The 18,234-nt window shown below is 65.9% G+C and carries 20 protein-coding genes and 1 other RNA gene; 9 read left to right on the top strand and 12 right to left on the bottom strand.

Translation table 11 applies throughout. The annotated features are described in order from the left end of the window. Positions 1 to 84: 84 nt before the first annotated feature. Entirely contained in the window at positions 85 to 1,143 is a 1,059-nt protein-coding gene (locus HNQ66_RS11060; protein WP_184144060.1) for a MotA/TolQ/ExbB proton channel family protein, read from the top strand. A 2-nt stretch (positions 1,144 to 1,145) separates the two neighbouring features. Continuing rightward, positions 1,146 to 2,177, top strand: a complete 1,032-nt coding sequence (locus HNQ66_RS11055) for a peptidoglycan -binding protein (RefSeq protein WP_184144270.1) — start codon at positions 1,146 to 1,148, stop codon at positions 2,175 to 2,177. Positions 2,178 to 2,202: 25 nt separating this feature from the next. Here the strand turns inward: HNQ66_RS11055 and HNQ66_RS11050 are convergent, their stop codons facing one another. Both HNQ66_RS11050 and HNQ66_RS11045 read right to left on the bottom strand, forming a co-directional pair. Beyond that, a complete protein-coding gene (locus HNQ66_RS11050) occupies positions 2,203 to 3,195 on the bottom strand; it encodes a tripartite tricarboxylate transporter substrate-binding protein (protein WP_184144058.1) in 993 nt (330 codons plus the stop codon). Positions 3,196 to 3,269: 74 nt separating this feature from the next. Beyond that, positions 3,270 to 5,093 carry an ABC transporter transmembrane domain-containing protein gene (locus tag HNQ66_RS11045; protein ID WP_246434280.1) on the bottom strand — a complete coding sequence of 608 codons (1,824 nt, stop codon included), beginning with the start codon at positions 5,091 to 5,093 and terminating at the stop codon, positions 3,270 to 3,272. Between the two features lie 190 nt (positions 5,094 to 5,283). Between HNQ66_RS11045 and rpmE the strand changes: the two genes are divergently transcribed. Continuing rightward, positions 5,284 to 5,505 carry a 50S ribosomal protein L31 gene (rpmE, locus tag HNQ66_RS11040; protein WP_023516320.1) on the top strand — a complete coding sequence of 74 codons (222 nt, stop codon included), beginning with the start codon at positions 5,284 to 5,286 and terminating at the stop codon, positions 5,503 to 5,505. A gap of 309 nt (positions 5,506 to 5,814) precedes the next feature. On the opposite strand, the gene rcdA is transcribed toward rpmE, so the two are convergent. The 4 genes from rcdA to HNQ66_RS11020 form a co-directional block, all read right to left on the bottom strand. Beyond that, positions 5,815 to 6,333, bottom strand: a complete 519-nt coding sequence (rcdA, locus tag HNQ66_RS11035) for a protease adaptor protein RcdA (protein WP_184144054.1) — start codon at positions 6,331 to 6,333, stop codon at positions 5,815 to 5,817. A gap of 364 nt (positions 6,334 to 6,697) precedes the next feature. Next, positions 6,698 to 6,886: a DUF1192 domain-containing protein gene (locus tag HNQ66_RS11030; RefSeq protein WP_184144053.1), complete on the bottom strand. Its 189-nt coding sequence runs from the start codon at positions 6,884 to 6,886 to the stop codon at positions 6,698 to 6,700. Next, on the bottom strand, positions 6,883 to 8,154 hold the full coding sequence (locus HNQ66_RS11025) for an MFS transporter (protein WP_184144052.1): 1,272 nt from the start codon (positions 8,152 to 8,154) through the stop codon (positions 6,883 to 6,885). Before HNQ66_RS11025 ends, HNQ66_RS11030 begins: the two co-directional genes overlap by 4 nt. After that, a complete protein-coding gene (locus HNQ66_RS11020) occupies positions 8,118 to 8,297 on the bottom strand; it encodes a hypothetical protein (protein WP_184144051.1) in 180 nt (59 codons plus the stop codon). Before HNQ66_RS11020 ends, HNQ66_RS11025 begins: the two co-directional genes overlap by 37 nt. Between HNQ66_RS11020 and HNQ66_RS11015 the strand changes: the two genes are divergently transcribed. Continuing rightward, the gene (locus HNQ66_RS11015; RefSeq protein WP_184144050.1) at positions 8,296 to 8,451 is read left to right on the top strand and encodes a hypothetical protein; all 156 of its coding nucleotides are present in this window, start codon (positions 8,296 to 8,298) and stop codon (positions 8,449 to 8,451) included. The genes HNQ66_RS11020 and HNQ66_RS11015 overlap by 2 nt on opposite strands. A gap of 391 nt (positions 8,452 to 8,842) precedes the next feature. Here HNQ66_RS11015 and HNQ66_RS11010 read toward each other — a convergent pair whose 3' ends face one another. From HNQ66_RS11010 to tkt, 3 genes are all read right to left on the bottom strand, one after another. Beyond that, positions 8,843 to 10,042 (bottom strand): phosphoglycerate kinase, encoded by a 1,200-nt coding sequence (locus tag HNQ66_RS11010; RefSeq protein ID WP_184144049.1) that lies wholly within the window; start codon positions 10,040 to 10,042, stop codon positions 8,843 to 8,845. Between the two features lie 236 nt (positions 10,043 to 10,278). Next, positions 10,279 to 11,280, bottom strand: coding sequence for a type I glyceraldehyde-3-phosphate dehydrogenase (gene gap / locus HNQ66_RS11005; protein ID WP_184144048.1), 1,002 nt, complete (start codon positions 11,278 to 11,280; stop codon positions 10,279 to 10,281). 66 nt (positions 11,281 to 11,346) lie between these two features. Continuing rightward, positions 11,347 to 13,329, bottom strand: a complete 1,983-nt coding sequence (tkt, locus tag HNQ66_RS11000; protein WP_184144046.1) for a transketolase — start codon at positions 13,327 to 13,329, stop codon at positions 11,347 to 11,349. 328 nt (positions 13,330 to 13,657) lie between these two features. Between tkt and HNQ66_RS10995 the strand changes: the two genes are divergently transcribed. The 3 genes from HNQ66_RS10995 (at position 13,658) to ssrS (ending at position 14,559) form a co-directional block, all read left to right on the top strand. Beyond that, positions 13,658 to 13,930, top strand: coding sequence for a DUF4164 domain-containing protein (locus tag HNQ66_RS10995; protein WP_184144044.1), 273 nt, complete (start codon positions 13,658 to 13,660; stop codon positions 13,928 to 13,930). 33 nt (positions 13,931 to 13,963) lie between these two features. Continuing rightward, a complete protein-coding gene (locus tag HNQ66_RS10990) occupies positions 13,964 to 14,335 on the top strand; it encodes a cell division protein ZapA (RefSeq protein ID WP_184144042.1) in 372 nt (123 codons plus the stop codon). A 65-nt stretch (positions 14,336 to 14,400) separates the two neighbouring features. After that, positions 14,401 to 14,559, top strand: a non-coding RNA gene (ssrS, locus tag HNQ66_RS10985) — 6S RNA. Between the two features lie 208 nt (positions 14,560 to 14,767). On the opposite strand, the gene HNQ66_RS10980 is transcribed toward ssrS, so the two are convergent. Next, on the bottom strand, positions 14,768 to 15,889 hold the full coding sequence (locus HNQ66_RS10980; protein WP_184144040.1) for a tetratricopeptide repeat protein: 1,122 nt from the start codon (positions 15,887 to 15,889) through the stop codon (positions 14,768 to 14,770). Positions 15,890 to 15,898: 9 nt separating this feature from the next. Further along, on the bottom strand, positions 15,899 to 16,552 hold the full coding sequence (locus HNQ66_RS10975; protein WP_184144038.1) for a thiamine phosphate synthase: 654 nt from the start codon (positions 16,550 to 16,552) through the stop codon (positions 15,899 to 15,901). A gap of 94 nt (positions 16,553 to 16,646) precedes the next feature. Here HNQ66_RS10975 and HNQ66_RS10970 point away from each other — a divergent pair, with 94 nt between their 5' ends. Together HNQ66_RS10970 and HNQ66_RS10965 are read left to right on the top strand one after the other, a co-directional pair. Beyond that, positions 16,647 to 17,417, top strand: a complete 771-nt coding sequence (locus HNQ66_RS10970) for a sulfite exporter TauE/SafE family protein (RefSeq protein ID WP_184144036.1) — start codon at positions 16,647 to 16,649, stop codon at positions 17,415 to 17,417. A 62-nt stretch (positions 17,418 to 17,479) separates the two neighbouring features. Next, positions 17,480 to 17,740 carry an ArsR/SmtB family transcription factor gene (locus tag HNQ66_RS10965; RefSeq protein ID WP_184144034.1) on the top strand — a complete coding sequence of 87 codons (261 nt, stop codon included), beginning with the start codon at positions 17,480 to 17,482 and terminating at the stop codon, positions 17,738 to 17,740. A 191-nt stretch (positions 17,741 to 17,931) separates the two neighbouring features. On the opposite strand, the gene HNQ66_RS10960 is transcribed toward HNQ66_RS10965, so the two are convergent. Next, entirely contained in the window at positions 17,932 to 18,105 is a 174-nt protein-coding gene (locus HNQ66_RS10960; RefSeq protein ID WP_184144032.1) for a YdcH family protein, read from the bottom strand. Between the last annotated feature and the right edge of the window lie 129 nt (positions 18,106 to 18,234).

The following is an 18,234-nucleotide window of genomic DNA, read 5'->3' as shown; positions in this document are numbered from 1 at the left end:
CGCCGCTGTTGCCCGCTGGCCCTTCAATTCGGCGCAATCTTCCTCTAGTCTCCGCCCCCATCGGGTAAGCGGAGATGCGACTACATGGCTAAGCTGGCGCTGTCGGGCTGGGGAGGATCGGCCGAGACCTCGGACGATTACCCCCACAAGCTCTCGAGCCCCATGGCGTTCTTCTGGACGATGGTGATCTTCCTGATCATCGTCGGCTTCGTCGCCGCGATCCTCTTCCGCCAGGCGCAGGCCGCCTTTCTCAGCAATCCCGGCCTCAACGGCCTCATCCTCGGCGTGCTGCTGATCGGCATCCTGCTGGTCTTCAACCATGTGCTGGCGCTGCGGCCCGAGGTGCGCTGGTTCAACTCCTTCCGCGCGGCCGGAAGCGCCGAGAAGGTCGGGCGCGACCCGGTGCTCCTCGCCCCGATGCGCGCGCTGATCGGCCGGCACCATTCGGTGGCGCTGTCGACGGCGACGCTGCGCTCGATCCTCGATTCCATCGCCACGCGCCTCGACGAATCGCGCGATACGTCCCGCTACCTCATCGGCCTTCTCGTCTTCCTCGGCCTGCTCGGCACCTTCTGGGGCCTGCTCGGCACCATCGGCTCGATCAGCGCGGTCATCCAGTCGCTCGACGCCGGCAACGGCACGGCGAACGATATCCTGACCGCCTTGAAGCAGGGCCTCTCCGCGCCGCTCACCGGCATGGGCACCGCCTTCTCCACGTCGCTCTTCGGCCTCTCCTCCTCGCTCATCCTCGGCTTCCTCGACCTGCAGGCCGGCCGCGCGCAGAACCGCTTCTATACGGAACTGGAAAACTGGCTCTCCTCCGTCACCGATGTCGGCTCGGAATTACAGCCGGCCGTCGAGGGCGCCGGGACGGACGTGCAGGCGCTCGCCGAGCAGATCCTGAAGCTCGCGCAGGAGGGCGGCAGCAGCCGCTCGACCGCCGCCATGGCCAGCCTTGCCGAAGGCATCCAGGGCCTCGTCAAGAACATGCGCAGCGAGCAGCAGATGCTGCGCGACTGGATCGAGGCGCAGCAGGAGGAGGCGAAGGCCCTTCGCCGCACGCTCGACCGCCTTGCCGCGCGCAGCGGCGAAAAGGCCGAGCGCGCCGCCGCTGAAAAAGCCCACACATCCGGGGGCGAATGACGATGGCGCTTGCGCGCAACAGGCGGAGCCACCGCACCATCGATTACTGGCCCGGCTTCGTCGACGCACTGTCGACGCTGCTGCTCGCCATCATGTTCCTACTCACCGTCTTCGTGCTGGCGCAGTTCTTCCTTAGCCGCGAGATTTCCGGCAAGGACGACGTGCTGAACCGCCTGACGAGCCAGATCAACGAGCTGACGCAGCTTCTGGCCCTCGAAAAGAGCGGCAAGCAGGATCTGGAAGATGCGCTCGCCAACCTGCAGGCCTCGCTCGCCCAGTCGGAGAGCGACCGCACGCGCCTCCAGCAGCTTCTCGACAGCGGCGCCGGCGCCGCGGGCGCGGCCAATGCCCGCGTCGCCACGCTTGAAGGCGAGCTCGACACCGAAAAGCAGGTGAGCGCCCGCGCGATGAGCCAGATCGAGCTGCTGAACCAGCAGATCGCCGCGCTGCGCAGCCAGATCGCCGCGGTGGAAGAGGCCCTGCAGGCCTCAGAGGCCAAGGACAAGAACTCGCAGGCCAAGATCGCCGATCTCGGCCGCCGCCTCAACGTGGCGCTTGCCCAGCGCGTGCAGGAGCTCAACCGCTACCGCTCCGACTTCTTCGGGCGCCTGCGCGAAATCCTCTCCGACCGCGAGAACATCCGCATTGTCGGCGACCGCTTCGTCTTCCAGTCGGAAGTGCTGTTCCCCTCCGGCAGCAGCGATCTCAACCCGGCCGGCCAGGAGGAGATGCGCAAGCTCGCCGCCGCGCTCATCGACCTTGCCAAGGAAATCCCCGCCGAGATCAACTGGGTGCTGCGGGTCGATGGCCATACGGACAACGTGCCGCTCTCCGGCACCGGGCGCTACCGCGACAACTGGGAGCTTTCCTCCGCCCGCGCGACCTCCGTCGTGAAATACCTCATCGCCAACGGCGTGCCCGCCAACCGGCTCGTCGCCGCCGGCTTCGGCGAATTCCAGCCGATCGCCGAAGGCGACGACGACGCGGCCCGCGCCACCAACCGCCGCATCGAATTGAAGCTCACGGAGAAGTAGGCAGCGCCGGCTGCGGGAACGGGGCTCAATCCATCTGGATATGCGCGCCCTCGACCACCGGCTTCCACTTGGCAAGCTCGGCCATGACATGCTTGCCGAGCTCCTCCGGCGTCGAGCCGACGATGGTGGCGCTGAATTCCTTCATCCGCTCGGCGACGGCCGGATTCTTCAACGCATTGTTGGCCGCCGCGTTGAGCGTCGCGACCACCTCCGGCGGCGTGCCGGCCGGGGCGAAGAGCGCGTTCCACGTATAGGTCTCGTAGCCGGGAATGCCCGATTCGGCGACCGTCGGCACATCCGGGAAGGAGGCGGCGCGCTCCTTGGTGGTCACGGCGAGCGCGCGCAGCGTGCCGGCCTTGATATGGCCGGACGAGGACGGCAGGTTATCGAACATGATGGGGATCTGGTTGCCGATCACGTCGTTCAGCGCCGGGCCGGAGCCCTTGTAGGGCACATGCTGCATGTCGACGCCGGCCATCGCCTTGAAGAGCTCGCCGGAAAGATGCAGCGGCGTACCGTTGCCGGAGGATGCATAGCTGTAGCCCTCCGGATCGGCCTTCAGCAGGGCAAGCAGTTCCTCGACATTCTTCGCTGGCAGCTCGGGATTGACCACCAGCACGTTCGGCACGATGACCAGCAGCGAGATGGGTGCGAAATCCTTCTCCGCGTCATAGGGCTTGGTCTTGAGGATGAGCGGGTTCAGCGCATGGGTTGCGACGGTCGCCATCAGGATCGTGTAGCCGTCCGGCTCCGCGCGGGCCACGCGGCTCGCGCCGAGGCTGCCGCCGGCGCCGCCGACGTTCTCCACGATGATCTGCTGGCCAAGGCCCTCCGACATCTTCTGCGCGACGATGCGGGCGACCACGTCGGTCGATCCGCCGGCCGCGAACGGCACGACGAGGGTGATCGGCCGTTCGGGGAATTGCTGGGCACGGGCAGGCGTGCCCAGTGCCAGGGACGCGAGCACGCTCGTGCCGAGGGCGATCAGGCTGCGGCGGGTGATCGTCGAAAATGCCACGTTGTTTCCTCCCGGGTGACATGAAGTCTGCCACCTCAGGATAGGGCGCCCGCACGCCGCGGCAAGAGGCGCCCTCAGCCGGCGGCGCGCTCCTCGCCGAGGAAGGCCTGGCCGCCATGGTCGAACTGCAACCGCGCGAGACGGGCATAAAGGCCGCCCTGCTGGATGAGCGACTGGTGCGTGCCCTCCTCCACCACGCGGCCCGCCTCCATGACGAGGATGCGGTCGGCCTTCAGGACCGTCGCGAGCCGGTGGGCGATGACGATCGTCGTGCGCTTGCCCATCTGCCCGTCGAGCGCCGTCTGCACCAGCGTCTCGCTTTCCGCGTCGAGCGCGGAGGTCGCTTCGTCGAGGAGGAGCAGCGGCGCATCCTTGAGGATCGCGCGGGCAATGGCGATGCGCTGGCGCTGGCCGCCGGAAAGCGTGACGCCGCGCTCGCCGACCATCGTGTCGTAGCCCTTGTCGAGCCGGGCGATGAACTCTTCCGCCTGCGCCGCCCGTGCCGCCGCGTGCACGGCCTCGTCGCTGACGCCCGTCATGCCGAAGGCGATGTTGTCGCGGATCGTCGCGGCGAAGATGGTGACATCCTGCGGCACCAGCGCGATGCGGCGGCGCAGCTCTTCCGGATCGGCGGCGCGAAGATCGACGCCGTCGAGCAGCACGGCGCCCGAATCGGGATCGTAGAAGCGCAGGACGAGCGACAGGATCGTGCTCTTGCCGGCGCCCGACGGGCCGACGACGGCGACCGTCTCGCCCGGCTTCACCGTGAAGCTGAGGCCGTTGATGCTGCGATAGCCGGGCCGGGCCGGATAGGAGAAATGCACGTCGCGGAAGGCGAGCTCCCCGCGCGCGGGCACCGGCAGCGCGACCGGGTTTGCCGGCGCGGTGATGGCCGGCGGCTCGGCAAGGAGCTCGGTCAGGCGCTCGGCGGCGCCCGCGGCCTGCGACAGCTCGCCCCAAACTTCCGAGAGCGCGCCGAGGCTGCCGGCGGCAAAGACGGCATAGAGCAGGAACTGGCCGAGCGTGCCGGCCGAAAGGTTGCCGGAAAGCACGTCCCGCGCGCCGAACCACAGCACGGCGACGACCGAGCCGAAGATCATGGCGATGGCGAAGCCCGTCAGAAGCGAACGGGCGCGGATCGCCGAGCGGGCCGCCTCGTAGGCGCTCTCGACGGAGCCGAAGAAGCGCGCGCGCGCGGCGTCTTCCGCGTTGAAGGCCTGGAGCGTGCGGGTGGCGCCGATCGCCTCGCCCGCATAGGCCGAGGCGGCGGCCAGCGTATCCTGCGCCTCGCGCGAGCGGCGGCGCACGGAGCGGCCGAAGGCGACGAGCGGGAAGACGATGATCGGAATGGCGCCGATGACGAGGCTGGAGAGCTTGGGGCTCGTATAGACCATCATGGCGATGGCCCCGAGACACAGGATGAGGTTGCGCAGGGCGACCGAGGCGGTGGCGCCGACGGCGGACTTGATCTGCGTCGTGTCGGCCGTCAGCCGCGAGACGATCTCGCCGGACTGGTTGACGTCGAAGAAGGCGGGCGAGAGCTTCGTCACATGGGCGAAGACCTCGCGGCGCAGGTCCGCCACGATGCGCTCGCCGAGCGTGATGACGAAATAGTAGCGCATGGCGCTCGCCAGCGCGAGCAGGCCCGCCAGCACGAAGAGCATCGTGAAATACGTGTTGATGAAGCCGGCATCCGCGCTGGAGAAGCCGTGGTCGATCATCCGCCGCACGGCGACCGGCAGCACGAGCGTCGTGACAGCGGCGAGCACGAGGGCGACGAGGGCGCCGACGACGAGGCCGCGATACCGTCGGAGATAGGGGCCGAGCCGGCCGAGGGGGCGAATGCTGCGGCGCGCTGTTTTCTCCGCCGCGACTGTCTGTCTGTCTGTGGACACCATACCCCCGTTTCCAGCGCCTTGCGGCACGAATTGTCTTTCGGCTCTTGTTATCCAGACGGCCTTCATGTATAGGCTCGCCATCGAATTGGGAAGCCGCAGGTCCGACCGGCCGCGGCTTCATTTACGTCTTTGGCCGCCCTGTCGCAATCGGTTGCGACAAATGGCCCCCGGAACAGGCAGGAAAGTTGTCATGAAGGCTGATATTCATCCCGCATACCACACGATCAAGGTCGTCATGACCGACGGCACCGAGTACGAAACCCGCTCTACCTGGGGTTCGGAAGGCGCGACGATGAACCTGGAAATCGACCCGAAGTCCCATCCGGCCTGGACGGGCGGCAACCAGCAGCTCATGGACCGCGGCGGCCGCGTCTCCAAGTTCAAGAAGCGCTTCGAAGGCCTCGGCCTCTAAGCCGCCCGCTTCGGACGAATTTCAGAAACCCGGCTTCGGCCGGGTTTTTTGTTGCCTATATCCCACGGCGAACGCAATCGCGCTTGATCAAGTCCCCTCCCCAACCCCTCCCCACAAGGGGGAGGGACTTAACGCGCGGCACGCTCGGCGTTCAAAAATCGAGGGAAAAGCGTGCTGCCAGCCTTCCCCCCCCCCCTTGTGGGGGAGATGCCGGCAGGCAGAGAGGGTCTTCGTTTCAAGGGCACCCCGCACCCAACAAAAAACCCGGCCGAAGCCGGGTCGTCATCAACTCATACCTATGCGTGCCGCTCAGTTGTTCCCGAACGCCGTCTGCAACAGGTTGAGCTGGGCCTTGACGCTGTTCTCGTTGTCCGGCTGGAAGGTCTGGACGTCCTGCGGACGGTAGATCTCGCGGTCGAGGAGCGCGATGCGGTTCTGCAGGCGTAGCGAGCGCTCGATGAGGTCGCGGAAGGCTTCCGGCAGGTCGTTCCAGCCGGGCGCGGTCTTGTCGACGTTGAAGCTGTCGAGGCGCACCTTGCTCTTTTCCGAAAGCACCTGGTCGCGGCTCATCTCGCCGTTGTTGACGGCGCGCTGGAGCAGCAGCCAGGAGGCCATCTGCATCAGGCGGGTGGTCAGCCGCATCGATTCGGCCGCATAGAGCACCGAAGCCATGCGCGGAAGAACCTTGGAGGCCTGCCGGCCGACACCGTCGAGATAGCTCGCCGTTTCCTCGACCAGACCCATGCCCTCTGCGTACAGGGACTTGAACTGCGCCGACGACGCAACGTGGCCAGCGAAGCTGACGGTATTCAATCCTCTTTCGGACATGGTTTCATCCCTGTTGAACGCATGACTTGCAGGTAACGGATACACGGCCCGAGGTGTTCCAGGTGACCGATCTATGTCTTGAGGATGATCCCATAACCTAATTCGCGCAAGGGCATTCTTAAGAAAGGGTTAATCTCCACAATTCTTTCGGGACACCCTTTCCGCGCGCCGCCGGCAAACAAAAAAAGAGCCGCGGAAAGCGGCTCTCAAGGTAAAACAGGGAGAAAATCAGACCGATTCCCCAAGCGGCGAAAATGTCTGAATCCGGAAGGACCGGATAGGCAAGTAATAAGGTATAAGGCTTAATGGCCGGTTAACTTTATTGCCTTTTTGCCCGCGCCTGTGCCTTTTCGGCCAGTCCCGATCAGCGAAACAGGCTTTCGGCCGCCGAACGGCTCGCGCCCTTCTTGACCTTTTCCGCCTCCAGCCGGGCGATCTCTTCCTTGAGGAGGGCTATTCGCGCGGAAAGCTCGTCCACCGAAAGCAGCGACAGGTCGCTGCCGATCTCGTGCGCGGTCTTTTTTGCGGGGCGGTCGTCGTCGAAGAGGCTCATTCCGTCCGTTCCTCCTGTTGCTCGTCGGCGGCCTGCGGCTGGGCGCGCGGCGAAAGCTGAAGGCTTTCCGGCGTGGTGAGCGTGCCGGGGTTGATGGTGGTGTAGGCATCGCGCATGTCCGCGGGCTTCGCGGCGCGCCGGCGGCTGCGGATGATGGCATAGGCGGTGATGAGGATATGCGCCCAGCAGGTCACCATGAAGAGCGCATAGGGGCCGACCGCCGACATGATCGGGCCGCCGAGCGTCGGGCCGATGATCGTGCCGATGCCGTAAAGCAGCAGGAGGCCGCCGGAGACCTTCACGAAGTCCTCGGGGCTGGCGAAGTCGTTGGCATGCGAGACGGCGATCGGATAGAGCGCGTTGGCCGTCGCGCCGTAGACCGCGGTAAGCGTCAGGAGCACCGCCACCGAGGCCGGCTGGAAGACGAAGAGCGAAAGACCCGCCGCCGCGGCGACGGCCGCCAACACCGCCAGCACGAGGCGGCGGTCCACCCGGTCCGAGACGCGGCCGGCCGGGAGCTGCATGACGGCGCCGGCGAAGATCGCCGAGCTCATCATCACGGCGATGGTGCCGGAGGAAAGGCCGGCATTGGCGCCGAACACCGCGCCGAGCGTGCCGAAGGCGCCGTTGGCGATGCCGATCAGCATGATGCCGACGCAGGCGATGGGCGAGGTGCGGTAAAGCGCCGGGATATCGAGCTTCACCTGCTTGAGCGGCTGCGGCGAAGCCGCGGTGGAGAGCGTCGTCGGCAGCATGGCGAGGCAATAGAGGATGCCGGCCAGCATGAAGAGCAGCGGCGTCGTCACGTCGCCGAGCGCCACCGTCATCTGGCCGCCGACCGTGCCGATCAGCGTGATGGCGATGTAGAGCGAGAAGATGAGGCCGCGGCTCTCGTTGGTCGCCCGCTCGTTGAGCCAGCTTTCGATGATCATCGACGTGCCGGCGATGGAAAAGCCGGTGACGGCGCGCAGCGCGATCCACCAGAAGGGATCGACCAGCATGCCCGTCAGAAGGGCGATGATGGCGATCAGCGCGGCGAAACCGGAAAAGGCGCGGACATGGCCGATGCGCTTGACGATGGTGGGCGCCATGAGGCAGCCGAGCACGAAGCCCGTCGCCCAGGACGTGCCGAGCAGGCCGAGCATCGTCGTCGCATATCCCTCGAAGGCGCCGCGCATCGGCAGGAGAAGGCCGTGCAGGCCGTTGCCGAGGAACAGGAACAGCGTGCCCGTCAGAAGCGCGAAGACGGATATGAGGTTTTTTCGCATGGGTTTTCCGCAGTTTCGCCAATGGCAAAGGAATAGCGCACCTGTTGACGATTGCCAGATGGAAAGGTGTCGAAGGCACGATTTTCAGATCCGGCGCTGATCGCTTGGAAAATTGTCCGCGGTGTGACAGGAAGGGCCGTCATGTCGAAAATCCTTCCCGCCCTCCTGCTCGCCGCCATGCTGCTGCACGTCATCCGGCCTATCGGCCTGCCGGGCCTGCGCCGCCGTGCCGATTTCTGGAAGATCGCCGTCCTTGCCATCGTGCTGATGATGCTGACGGTGCTGATCCGGCCTTAGGGCGGCCTCCAGCGCACACTGGCAGCGGTGTGCCACTCCCCCACCCATCGTCATCCTCGGGCTTGACCCGAGGATCCACCGCCACGGCACGACGGAGGATGGATGCTCGGGTCAAGCCCGAACATGACGGAGAAGAAGGAGGGCTTGTTTCCACAAACGCAAAAGGGCCACCCGAAGGTGGCCCCCATGAGGTTTGGTCCGGTGCGGACCCGGGCCTTGCGGCCCGAAGGAAGGCGGGGATCAGAACGAGGGCTGCCTCGTTTCGTTCACCACAATTCCCATGCCCGAAGCCAAGACCGAAATCTCATTAGACATTGGATCACCTTCCTTTCTGTTCGTTGACGTTAAACAGGAATGTAGGCGATCCACGCCGAAGCGCAAGGGGCCGGCGTCATTTCTGCTGCTTGAGGACGTCGACGCCCGGCAGGGGCTTGCCTTCCATCCATTCGAGGAAGGCGCCGCCCGCGGTCGAGACATAGGTGAAATCGTCCGCGACCCCGGCATGGTTGAGGGCGGCGACCGTATCGCCGCCGCCGGCGACGGAGACGAGCTTGCCTTCCTTCGTGCGCGCGGCGGCATGCTTTGCGGCGGCCACCGTGGCGGCGTCGAAGGGCGCGATCTCGAAGGCGCCGAGCGGGCCGTTCCACACGAGCGTCGCCGCGCGCGAGATCCAGTCCTTGACGGCTTCCACCGTCTTCGGGCCGACGTCGAGCATCATGGCATCGGCCGGAATGGCGTCGACGTCGACCACCTCGTTCTCGGCATTCGCCTTGAACTCGCGGGCGACGACGCCGTCTTCCGGCAGCACGATGGCGCAGGTCGCCGTCGCAGCCTCGATCATGATCTGCTTGGCAGTATCGGCAAGGTCGTGCTCGCAGAGCGACTTGCCGACATTGGTGCCGCGGGCGGCGAGGAACGTGTTCGCCATGCCGCCGCCGATGACCAGCGCGTCGACCTTCTTCACGAGGTTCATGAGAAGGTCGATCTTGGTGGAGACCTTCGCGCCGCCGACGATGGCGACGACCGGCCGGGCCGGATTGCCGAGGCCCTTTTCCAGCGCCTCGAGCTCGGCCTGCATGGTGCGGCCGGCATAGGCCGGAAGCAGGTGGGCAAGGCCTTCCGTCGAGGAATGCGCGCGGTGGGCGGCCGAGAAGGCGTCGTTGACGTAGATGTCGCCGTTGGCGGCAAGCGCGGCGGTGAAGTCCGGGTTGTTCTTCTCCTCGCCCTTGTGGAAGCGGGTGTTTTCGAGGAGCAGGATATCGCCGCTCTGCATGGACGCGATGGCGGCAGCGGCCGCCTCGCCGATGCAGTCGGAGGCGAAGTGGACGCTCGTGCCGAGCACGGCATTCACGGCGGGAAGTATCTGCTTCAGCGACATGTCGGCGACGACCTCACCCTTCGGGCGGCCGAAATGGGCGAGCAGGACGACCTTGGCGCCCTTCTTCGACAGTTCCGCGATGGTGGGCGCGACGCGCTCGATACGGGTCGCATCGGTGACCTTGCCGTCTTTCACCGGCACGTTGAGATCGACGCGGACGAGCACGCGCTTGCCGGCGATGTCGGTGAGGTTGTCGAGGGTCTTGAAGGTCATGGCGCGGCTCCGGTAAGGGCGAAAAATGAGAGAACGGAGCCGGAGCTACCCCCCTCTGCCCTGCCGGGCATCTCCCCCACAAGGGGGGAGATCGGATGGGGCACCCTCCTTGCTCCTATTCGACGATGCTGTCGGAACAGGGTGTCTACCGCCTGCCGATCTCCCCCCTTGTGGGGGAGATGCCCGGCAGGGCAGAGGGGGGTACGGCACCCGGAAAGGGCGCCATACCAATTTCATCAGATCAGCTTGCCGAGCGCGACGGCCGTGTCGGACATACGGTTCGAGAAGCCCCATTCGTTGTCGTACCAGGAGAGGATACGCACGAGGTTGCCGTCGAGGACCTTGGTCTGGTCGGCGGCGAAGTTCGAGGAGTTGCTGTCGTGGTTGAAGTCGACAGAGACGAGCGGGCCCGTGACGTAGTCGAGGATGCCCTTCAGCTCGCCTTCGGCGGCGGCCTTGACGGCGGCGTTGACTTCCTCGGCCGTGACGTTGCGCTTCGGCACGAACTTCAGGTCGACGACCGAGACGTTCGGGGTCGGCACGCGGATGGCCGAGCCGTCGAGCTTGCCCTTGAGCTGCGGCAGCACGAGGCCGACGGCCTTGGCGGCGCCCGTCGAGGTCGGGATCATGGAAAGGGCGGCCGCGCGGGCGCGGTAGAGGTCCTTGTGCATGGTGTCGAGCGTCGGCTGGTCACCCGTGTAGGAGTGAACCGTCGTCATGTAGCCCTTCTCGATGCCGAAGGCCTTGTCGAGGACATAGGCGACCGGCGCAAGGCAGTTCGTCGTGCAGGACGCGTTCGAGATGACGAGGTCGTCCTTGGTCAGCGTGTTGTGGTTGACGCCGAAGACGATGGTCTTGTCGGCGCCGTCGCACGGGGCCGAGACGATGACGCGCTTGGAGCCGTTGGCAAGGTGGGCGGAAGCCTTTTCCTTCGTGGTGAAGAGGCCGGTGCATTCCAGCGCGATGTCGACGTCGCCCCAGGGCAGTTCCTTCGGGTCGCGGATCGCGGTGACGCGCATCGGGCCGCGGCCGGCGTCGATCGTGTCGCCGGAAACGGTGACGGTGCCGGGGAACTTGCCGTGAACGGAATCGTAGCGCAGCAGGTGCGCGTTCGTCTCGACCGGGCCGAGGTCGTTGATGGCGACGACTTCGATGTCGGTGCGGCCGGATTCGATGATGGCGCGCAGCACGTTGCGGCCGATGCGGCCGAAGCCGTTGATGGCAACTTTAACAGTCATTTCGGGTTTCTCCCTGTCAGTAAAAGGGTGGCGGGCAGGCGCGGCGGGAAACCGCGCCCGCGGCAATCAGGAAAGCTTGGCTTCCGCCGCGGCGACGACGGCCTCCGGCGTGATGCCGAAGTGCTTGTACAGCTCCTTGTAGGGGCCGGACGCGCCGAAGGAGGACATGCCGATGAAGATGCCGTCCGAGCCGATGAGGTGGTCCCAGCCCTGGCGGATGGCGGCCTCGACGGCGATCTTGACCGGCGAATTGCCGATGACCGCCTGCTGGTAGGCTTCCGGCTGCTCGGCGAAGAGCTCGACGCAGGGCACGGAGACGACGCGGGTGGAAATGCCCTTGGCCGACAGCGTCTGCTGCGCCTTGACGGCGATCTCGACTTCCGAGCCGGAGGCGAAGATCGTCACCTGCGCGTCGCTGGCCGAGACGAGATCGTAGGCGCCGCGGGCGCACAGGTTCTCTTCCTCGTATTCCAGGCGAACCGGCATCAGGTTCTGGCGGGTGAGCGCCAGGGCCGACGGGCGGTTATGGCTTTCGAGCGCGAGCTGCCAGCACTCCACCGTCTCCGTGGCGTCGGCCGGGCGGAAGACGAGGAGGTTCGGGATGGCGCGCAGCGCCGCAAGCTGCTCGACCGGCTGGTGGGTCGGGCCGTCTTCGCCAAGGCCGATGGAATCGTGCGTCAGCACATGGATGACGCGGATGCCCATCAGGGCCGCGAGGCGGATCGACGGACGGCAGTAGTCCGAGAAGATCAGGAAGCCGCCGGAATAGGGGATGAGGCCGCCATGCAGCGCGATCCCGTTCATCGCCGCCGCCATGCCGTGCTCGCGCACGCCGTAGTGGAGGTAGCGGCCGGAGAAATCGTTCGGGGTGATCGACTTCGTCTGGCTGGTCTTGGTGTTGTTGGAGCCGGTGAGGTCGGCCGAGCCGCCGATGGTTTCGGAAAGAACGCCGTTGATGACTTCCAGCGCGTCTTCCGAGGCCTTGCGGGTGGCCGGGTTCGGCTTCGTCTCGGCGAGCTTCTGCTTGTAGGCGGCGATTGCCGGCTCGAGGCTGCCTTCCAGCTCGCCGGCAAAGCGGCGGATGAACTCGGCCTTCTTGCCGGCTTCCGTCTTTTCGAGGCGCGCGCCCCATTCCTTCTCGGCCTTGGTGGCGCGAAGGCCGGCGAGACGCCAGGCGTCGAGCACGTCGGAGGGAACGACGAAGGGTTCCGCTTCCCAGTTCAGCGCCTTGCGTGTGGCGGCGATTTCTTCCGCACCGAGCGGCGAGCCGTGGACCTTGTGCGTGCCGGCCTTGTTCGGCGCGCCGAAGCCGATGGTCGTCTTGCAGGCGATCATGGTCGGCTTGTCGGACTTCTGCGCTTCCTCGATGGCGGCGGCGATGGCGTCCGGATCATGGCCGTCGACGGCGATCGTGTGCCACTGGCTGGCGCGGAAGCGGGCGTGCTGGTCGGTCGAGTCGGCAATCGAGATCGGGCCGTCGATGGAGATGTTGTTGTCGTCCCAGAACACGATCAGCTTGTTGAGCTTCAGGTGGCCGGCGAGCGAGATGGCTTCCTGGCTGATGCCTTCCATGAGGCAGCCGTCGCCGACGAGCGCATAGGTATAGTGCTCGATGAGGTCGGAGCCGAATTCCTCGCGCAGCTTGCGCTCGGCAATCGCCATGCCGACGGAATTGGCGATGCCCTGGCCGAGCGGGCCGGTCGTCGTCTCGATGCCGGCGGCGTGGCCGTATTCGGGATGGCCGGCCGTGCGCGAGCCGAGCTGGCGAAAATTCTTGATCTCGTCGATCGTGATGTCCTCGTAGCCCGTGAGGTAGAGGAGCGAATAGAGCAGCATCGAACCGTGGCCGGCCGACAGCACGAAGCGGTCGCGGTTCGGCCAGGAGGGGTTCTTCGGATCGAAGGAGAGGAAGCGGGTGAAGAGAACCGTTGCGATGTCTGCTGCGCCCATGGGCAGGCCGGGATGGCCGGAGTTCGCCTTCTCCACGGCATCCATGGAAAGGAAGCGAATTGCATTCGCCATCCGGTCGTGTTTTTCGCGAGAGATCATGACTGTTCCGTATTCTTCGGGGTGTCAGGGCCGACGCCGCTCGGGTATCGGTTGGAAGCGGCTGACACATAGCAGGTCACCCGTCTAAGTCAACGAATTCGGCCGTTCCTGCGGCACTTGAGCGCCGCTGGCGGCGACTTTTCCGGGCCGTCCGGCAGGGGTGCGCGCGAAGCCCTTTTCCGCCTTGCGCACGGCTGATCCACAGCGGCTTTTCAGGCCCGCCTCGCCGCGCTGTTGACGCTCGGGGCAGCAGTTGAATACTGTCAATCGAAAGGAACCGGCGCTGGCGGCGGCGATTCGCGTATTTGAGTATGCCGGTGAAGGCTTTATGACGAACGGGGAAACAGTCAGGGCGGCGATCGAGGAGCTTCGCAGGGCGATAGCGAGCCTCGACAACGCGCTCGACATGCGCTTCGACCGGGAACGCGAGCACGGCGAGGTGGAAGGCGAGGTGCGGCGCGTCAATGCCGACCGTTCGCGGCTCGCTCAGGAACTCGACCAGTCCGAATTCCGCGCCAACCGCCTGGAGGAGGTCAACCGCGAGGTCTCCCGGCGGCTCGTCACCGCCATGGAGACGATCCGGGCCGTGCTCGACCGTTAACCGCCGCATTCTCCGCAATCAGGACATTCCCGCATGGCACAGGTGACCGTACAGATCGATGGCAAGGCCTATCGCATGGCATGCGAAGAGGGCCAGGAGGGCCATCTGGAGGAGCTGGCCGCCGGCTTCGACCGCTATGTCGGGCACCTGAAAAGCCAGTTCGGCGAGATCGGGGACCTGCGCATCACCGTCATGGCCGGCATCATGGTGATGGACGAGCTGAACGAGGTCACCCGACGCCTTGCCAGGCTGGAAAAGGAAACCGAGGAACTGCGCAAGGGCCGCGAGGGCGTGATGAGCGAGGTCTCGCGCAACGAGGAGGCGATCGCGCTTGCGCTGACCGAGCTCACCGGCCAGATCCAGGGCATGGCGGCCAAGCTCAACGGCAAGCCGCCCGTCAACTGACCCGGGGCTTTGCTTCTGCGCATTTCGCCACTGGCGAAAGCGCCGCTTTCATCCTATATGTCGGATGCGGTCTGCGCTTCCCGACAGGAACCACAATCCCTGGGGCCATACTCGATCCAAAGGGAGCTGTCCCTGACCCGGCCCGTGGGCTTGGTCACACGGTGCCCACCTACGTTTGTAGGCACCCAGGATCGTAAATCTCCATCGGTCGTCGCGGATCGTACTTCTTCAGATCTGGCGTGAGAGCCCGGCCTCGGGCGATTTTCCGGTACAGTCCCTGCCCAATTGCGGGCGACTGCCGAAGCCGGCGTGCCTTCCCCCCCCCCTCTCCTTCGTCATGGTCGGGCTTGACCCGACCATCCATCCTCACGGCACGTCCGCGCTTGCAGGGTGGATCCTCGGGTCAAGCCCGAGGATGACGGCGGGGAAGTGTCACGACCCCGAGCGGTACTTGTTCGCCGCGTCGATCGCCGCCTTCTGCTGGGCTTCGGTAAGGCCGAGGTAGAAATCCTCCAGCGAGGGGTCGTTGAGGCCCGCGCGGCGGGCGAGAACGAACCATTTCGCCGCCTGGATCGGATCGGACTTGGTGCCGATGGCGTGGATGTAGAGCTGGGCGAGCTTGCTCTGGGCGACGGCGTTGCCGCCCTCGGCCGCGCGCTTCATCCAGTTGAAGCCGGCCTCGTAGTCGCGCTCGCCAGCCGTGCCGTTCACCAGCCACATGCCGAGGTCGAGCTGGGCGGTGTCGTAGCCGGCCCTTGCGGCGCGCAGCAGCCATTCGCGCGCCCGCTTCGTCTTCTCCTCCGGCAGGTCCTTCAGGTTGAGGTAGATCTGCGAGAGCGCGTATTGCGCATCCGCGATGCCCTGCTCGGCGGATTTCTCGTAGTAGGGCAGCGCCGCGCGCAGGCCCTTGTCGCCCGGATTGTCGGCCACCAGCACCTGCGCATAGTTGAACTGCGCCGAGGCATTGCCGAGGTCGGCCGACTTCTTCATCAGTTCGTCGGCCTTCTTGCGGTCCTCCTTGGAGCGCGAATGCTCCATGAGGAGAACGGCATACTTGAACATGCCGGTGGGGTCGCCCCCGTTGGCCGCCTGCTCGTACCAGAACATCGCCTGGTCGCGGTCGCGCTTGACGCCGAGGCCGCGGTCGAGGATTTCCGCGACGAGCGTCTGGGCCGCCGGATCGCCGAGTTGGGCACGCGGCAGGGCAAGGTCCATCGCCGTGAGATAACGGCCGCGCTGGAAGGCGCCGTAAGCCTCGTCGATCTTGCCGGTGAACGGCTTTTCCTTGGGAAGGTCCGGCAGGTCGGCGCCCATGCGCTCCAGCACCGTGAGGCCGCCGGAAGGTTCCACGGCCGGCGTGTCCTTGCCGGCCTCCCCGGCCGTCGCCTCGGTCGCGGCGGGCTGCGCGTCCTTTGCCGTATCCTCGGCGGTCGCGGCCGTGTCCGCGGTGACGGCCGGCCCCTTCTTCACCGTCTGGGCAAGGGCGGGCGCAGCCGCGGCGAGACCCGCCAACAGCGCGATACGGCAAGCATGCGAAAGGACTGCCCTCTTCATGGCTGCCTACTATTGCCCAAACCGTGGCGCTTTTTCGTCAAGCAGCGCATTGACGGCGGCGACCACATGGGGCGCCTGCGCGGGATCGGCGAAGACCGCCTTGTCGAGCGCCACGAACTCCGCGCCGCTCTCGGCAACGGCAAGCGCGGACTGCGGATCCGTGCCGCCGAGCACGATGCACGGGATCTCGATCATCGAGGCCCACCATTCGGCGAGCGCAAGGTTCTTGGGATGCGCCTCCGGCTTGATGTCGCCGCCGATCTTGCCGAAGAAGACGTAATCGGGCTGCACCTCGCCGACCTCCAGCGCCTTGTGGCGGTCGGTCGCGTTGCCGCCGCCGACGATGAGCTTGGGCGTGAACTTCTCCACCGCCTCGGCAAGCTCTTCCAGCCCGCCCGTCACATGGATGCCGTCGGCCTTGGCGCGGCCGGCAACGCGCGTGTCGCCGGCAACGAGCGCCGCCGCGCCCGCCTGCTGCACGATCGCCACTAGCGCCTCGGCATGTTTCTGGAACTGGCCGTCGTCGAGCCCGTATTGCGGCAGGATCACCGAGGCGACGTCCCCGCCCCTGAGCGCTCCTTCCAGCATCGCCGCGCGCGCGGCAAGGTCCTCGCCCTCGGGAAGGATCAGCACCAGGCGGCAGCGTTTCTCGGCATCGGACATGGATGGGTACTTCCCTCGGATTGCAAATGTTCAGGGCTCGTCATAACAGATCAAAGCGGATAGACGGAAGGACGAACAGGATCAACCGCCTTCCATGTCCATCGACCCCTCCGTCTACTATGCCGCCATCCCCGCCGTCCTCCTCGTCGGGCTGACGAAGGGCGGCATGGGGGAAGCCCTCGCCCTCATGGGCGTGCCGCTGCTGGCCATGGCCGTGCCGCCCGTGCAGGCGGCCGCCATCCTGCTGCCGATCCTCGTCGTGATGGACGGCGTCGCGCTCTGGACCTGGCGCCACCACAACGACCGCACGCTCCTGAAGATGCTGCTGCCCGGCGCCCTCGCCGGCATCGCCATCGGCTGGGCGACCTCGGCCTCCGTGCCGCGCGATGCGCTGCGGCTCATCATCGGCGTCATCACCGTGCTGTTCGCATTGCGCTATTTCTACATCGGCTGGCGGGCGCGCCACGGCCATGTGCTGCAGGCCAAGACCCACCGGCTGCTGCCGGCCGCCCTCTTCGGCACGCTTTCGGGCTACGGCAGCTTCGTCGCCCATGCCGGGGGCGCGCCCTTCCAGGTCTACGCCCTGCCGCTGGCGCTGCCGCCGCGCGAGTATACCGGCGCGGCCGTGCGCTTCTTCGCGATCCTCAATTTCATCAAGCTCGGCCCCTATTTCGCCCTCGGCCAGCTCGATACGGAAAACCTCGCGATCTCCGCCACGCTCATGCCGCTCGCCATTGCCGCCACGGCCTTCGGCGGCTTCGCCGTCAAGCGCATGAAGCCGGATGTCTTCTATCCCTTCATGTATGCCATGGCCTTCATCGCCGGCCTCAAGCTCGCCTGGGACGGCGCGCTCGCCTTCTTCTGACGGCCTCTTCGCACCCGCACAAAAGGCTTGCCGCAACCGCGGGTTTGTCCTAGCGTCCGGCCATGGCGCACCCGGACCCCTTCGCTGCGATTGCCGATCCCAACCGCAGGTTCCTGCTGGAGGAGCTGCGCCGCGCCCCGCGCACCGTGAACGAGCTTTCGCAGGGCCTGCCGATCAGCCGCCCGGCCGTCTCGCAGCACCTGAAGGCGCTGCTCGATTCCAATCTCGTGAGCGTGAAGGCGGAAGGCACGAAGCGCGTCTACGCGATCAACGCGCGCGGCTTCGACCGGCTCAATCTCTGGCTCGACCAGTTCTGGTCGTAGGCCCCGCCTGTCCCATCCTGAAACACAGCGCCCCGGCATGCTGATCGAGCAGGCCGGGGCGGACGGAAATTATGATTTCGTATCAAGGGGCGGTTTCGCCAGACGGGCTCCTAACCCTGCGCTCCCATACGGAGCTGCCATTCCTGCGACCGTCTTCCCTTTCGAAAATCCTTGGAAAAATCCCTGTCTTTTCAGTGAGCCGTCGAGCGAAGGCGCTCGATCTCATCCTTGATGCGCAGCTTGCGACGCTTGAGATCCGCAATCGACTGGTCCTCCGCGGAGGGGCGGTTCATTGCGGCATGCAGCTCTTCTTCCAGAGCGAAATGCTTCTTTTCGAGCGTTGCCAGATGGGCCTCAATCGACATGTGACAGTTCCTTCCTTTTGCTTGCACCCGGTCACTTGCGTGCCGGGTGGTCCAGGTTGCAACAGTACGAGTGTGCCATGTCATTTTTCATTTGTCGAAGGCGAAAACGTGGCGAGGGATAACTTCCCG

This window comes from Shinella fusca, from assembly GCF_014203155.1.
GTDB lineage: Bacteria > Pseudomonadota > Alphaproteobacteria > Rhizobiales > Rhizobiaceae > Shinella > Shinella fusca.
Note: the sequence above shows the minus strand (reverse complement) of the source record. Positions and strands in the feature narration are given on the sequence as shown.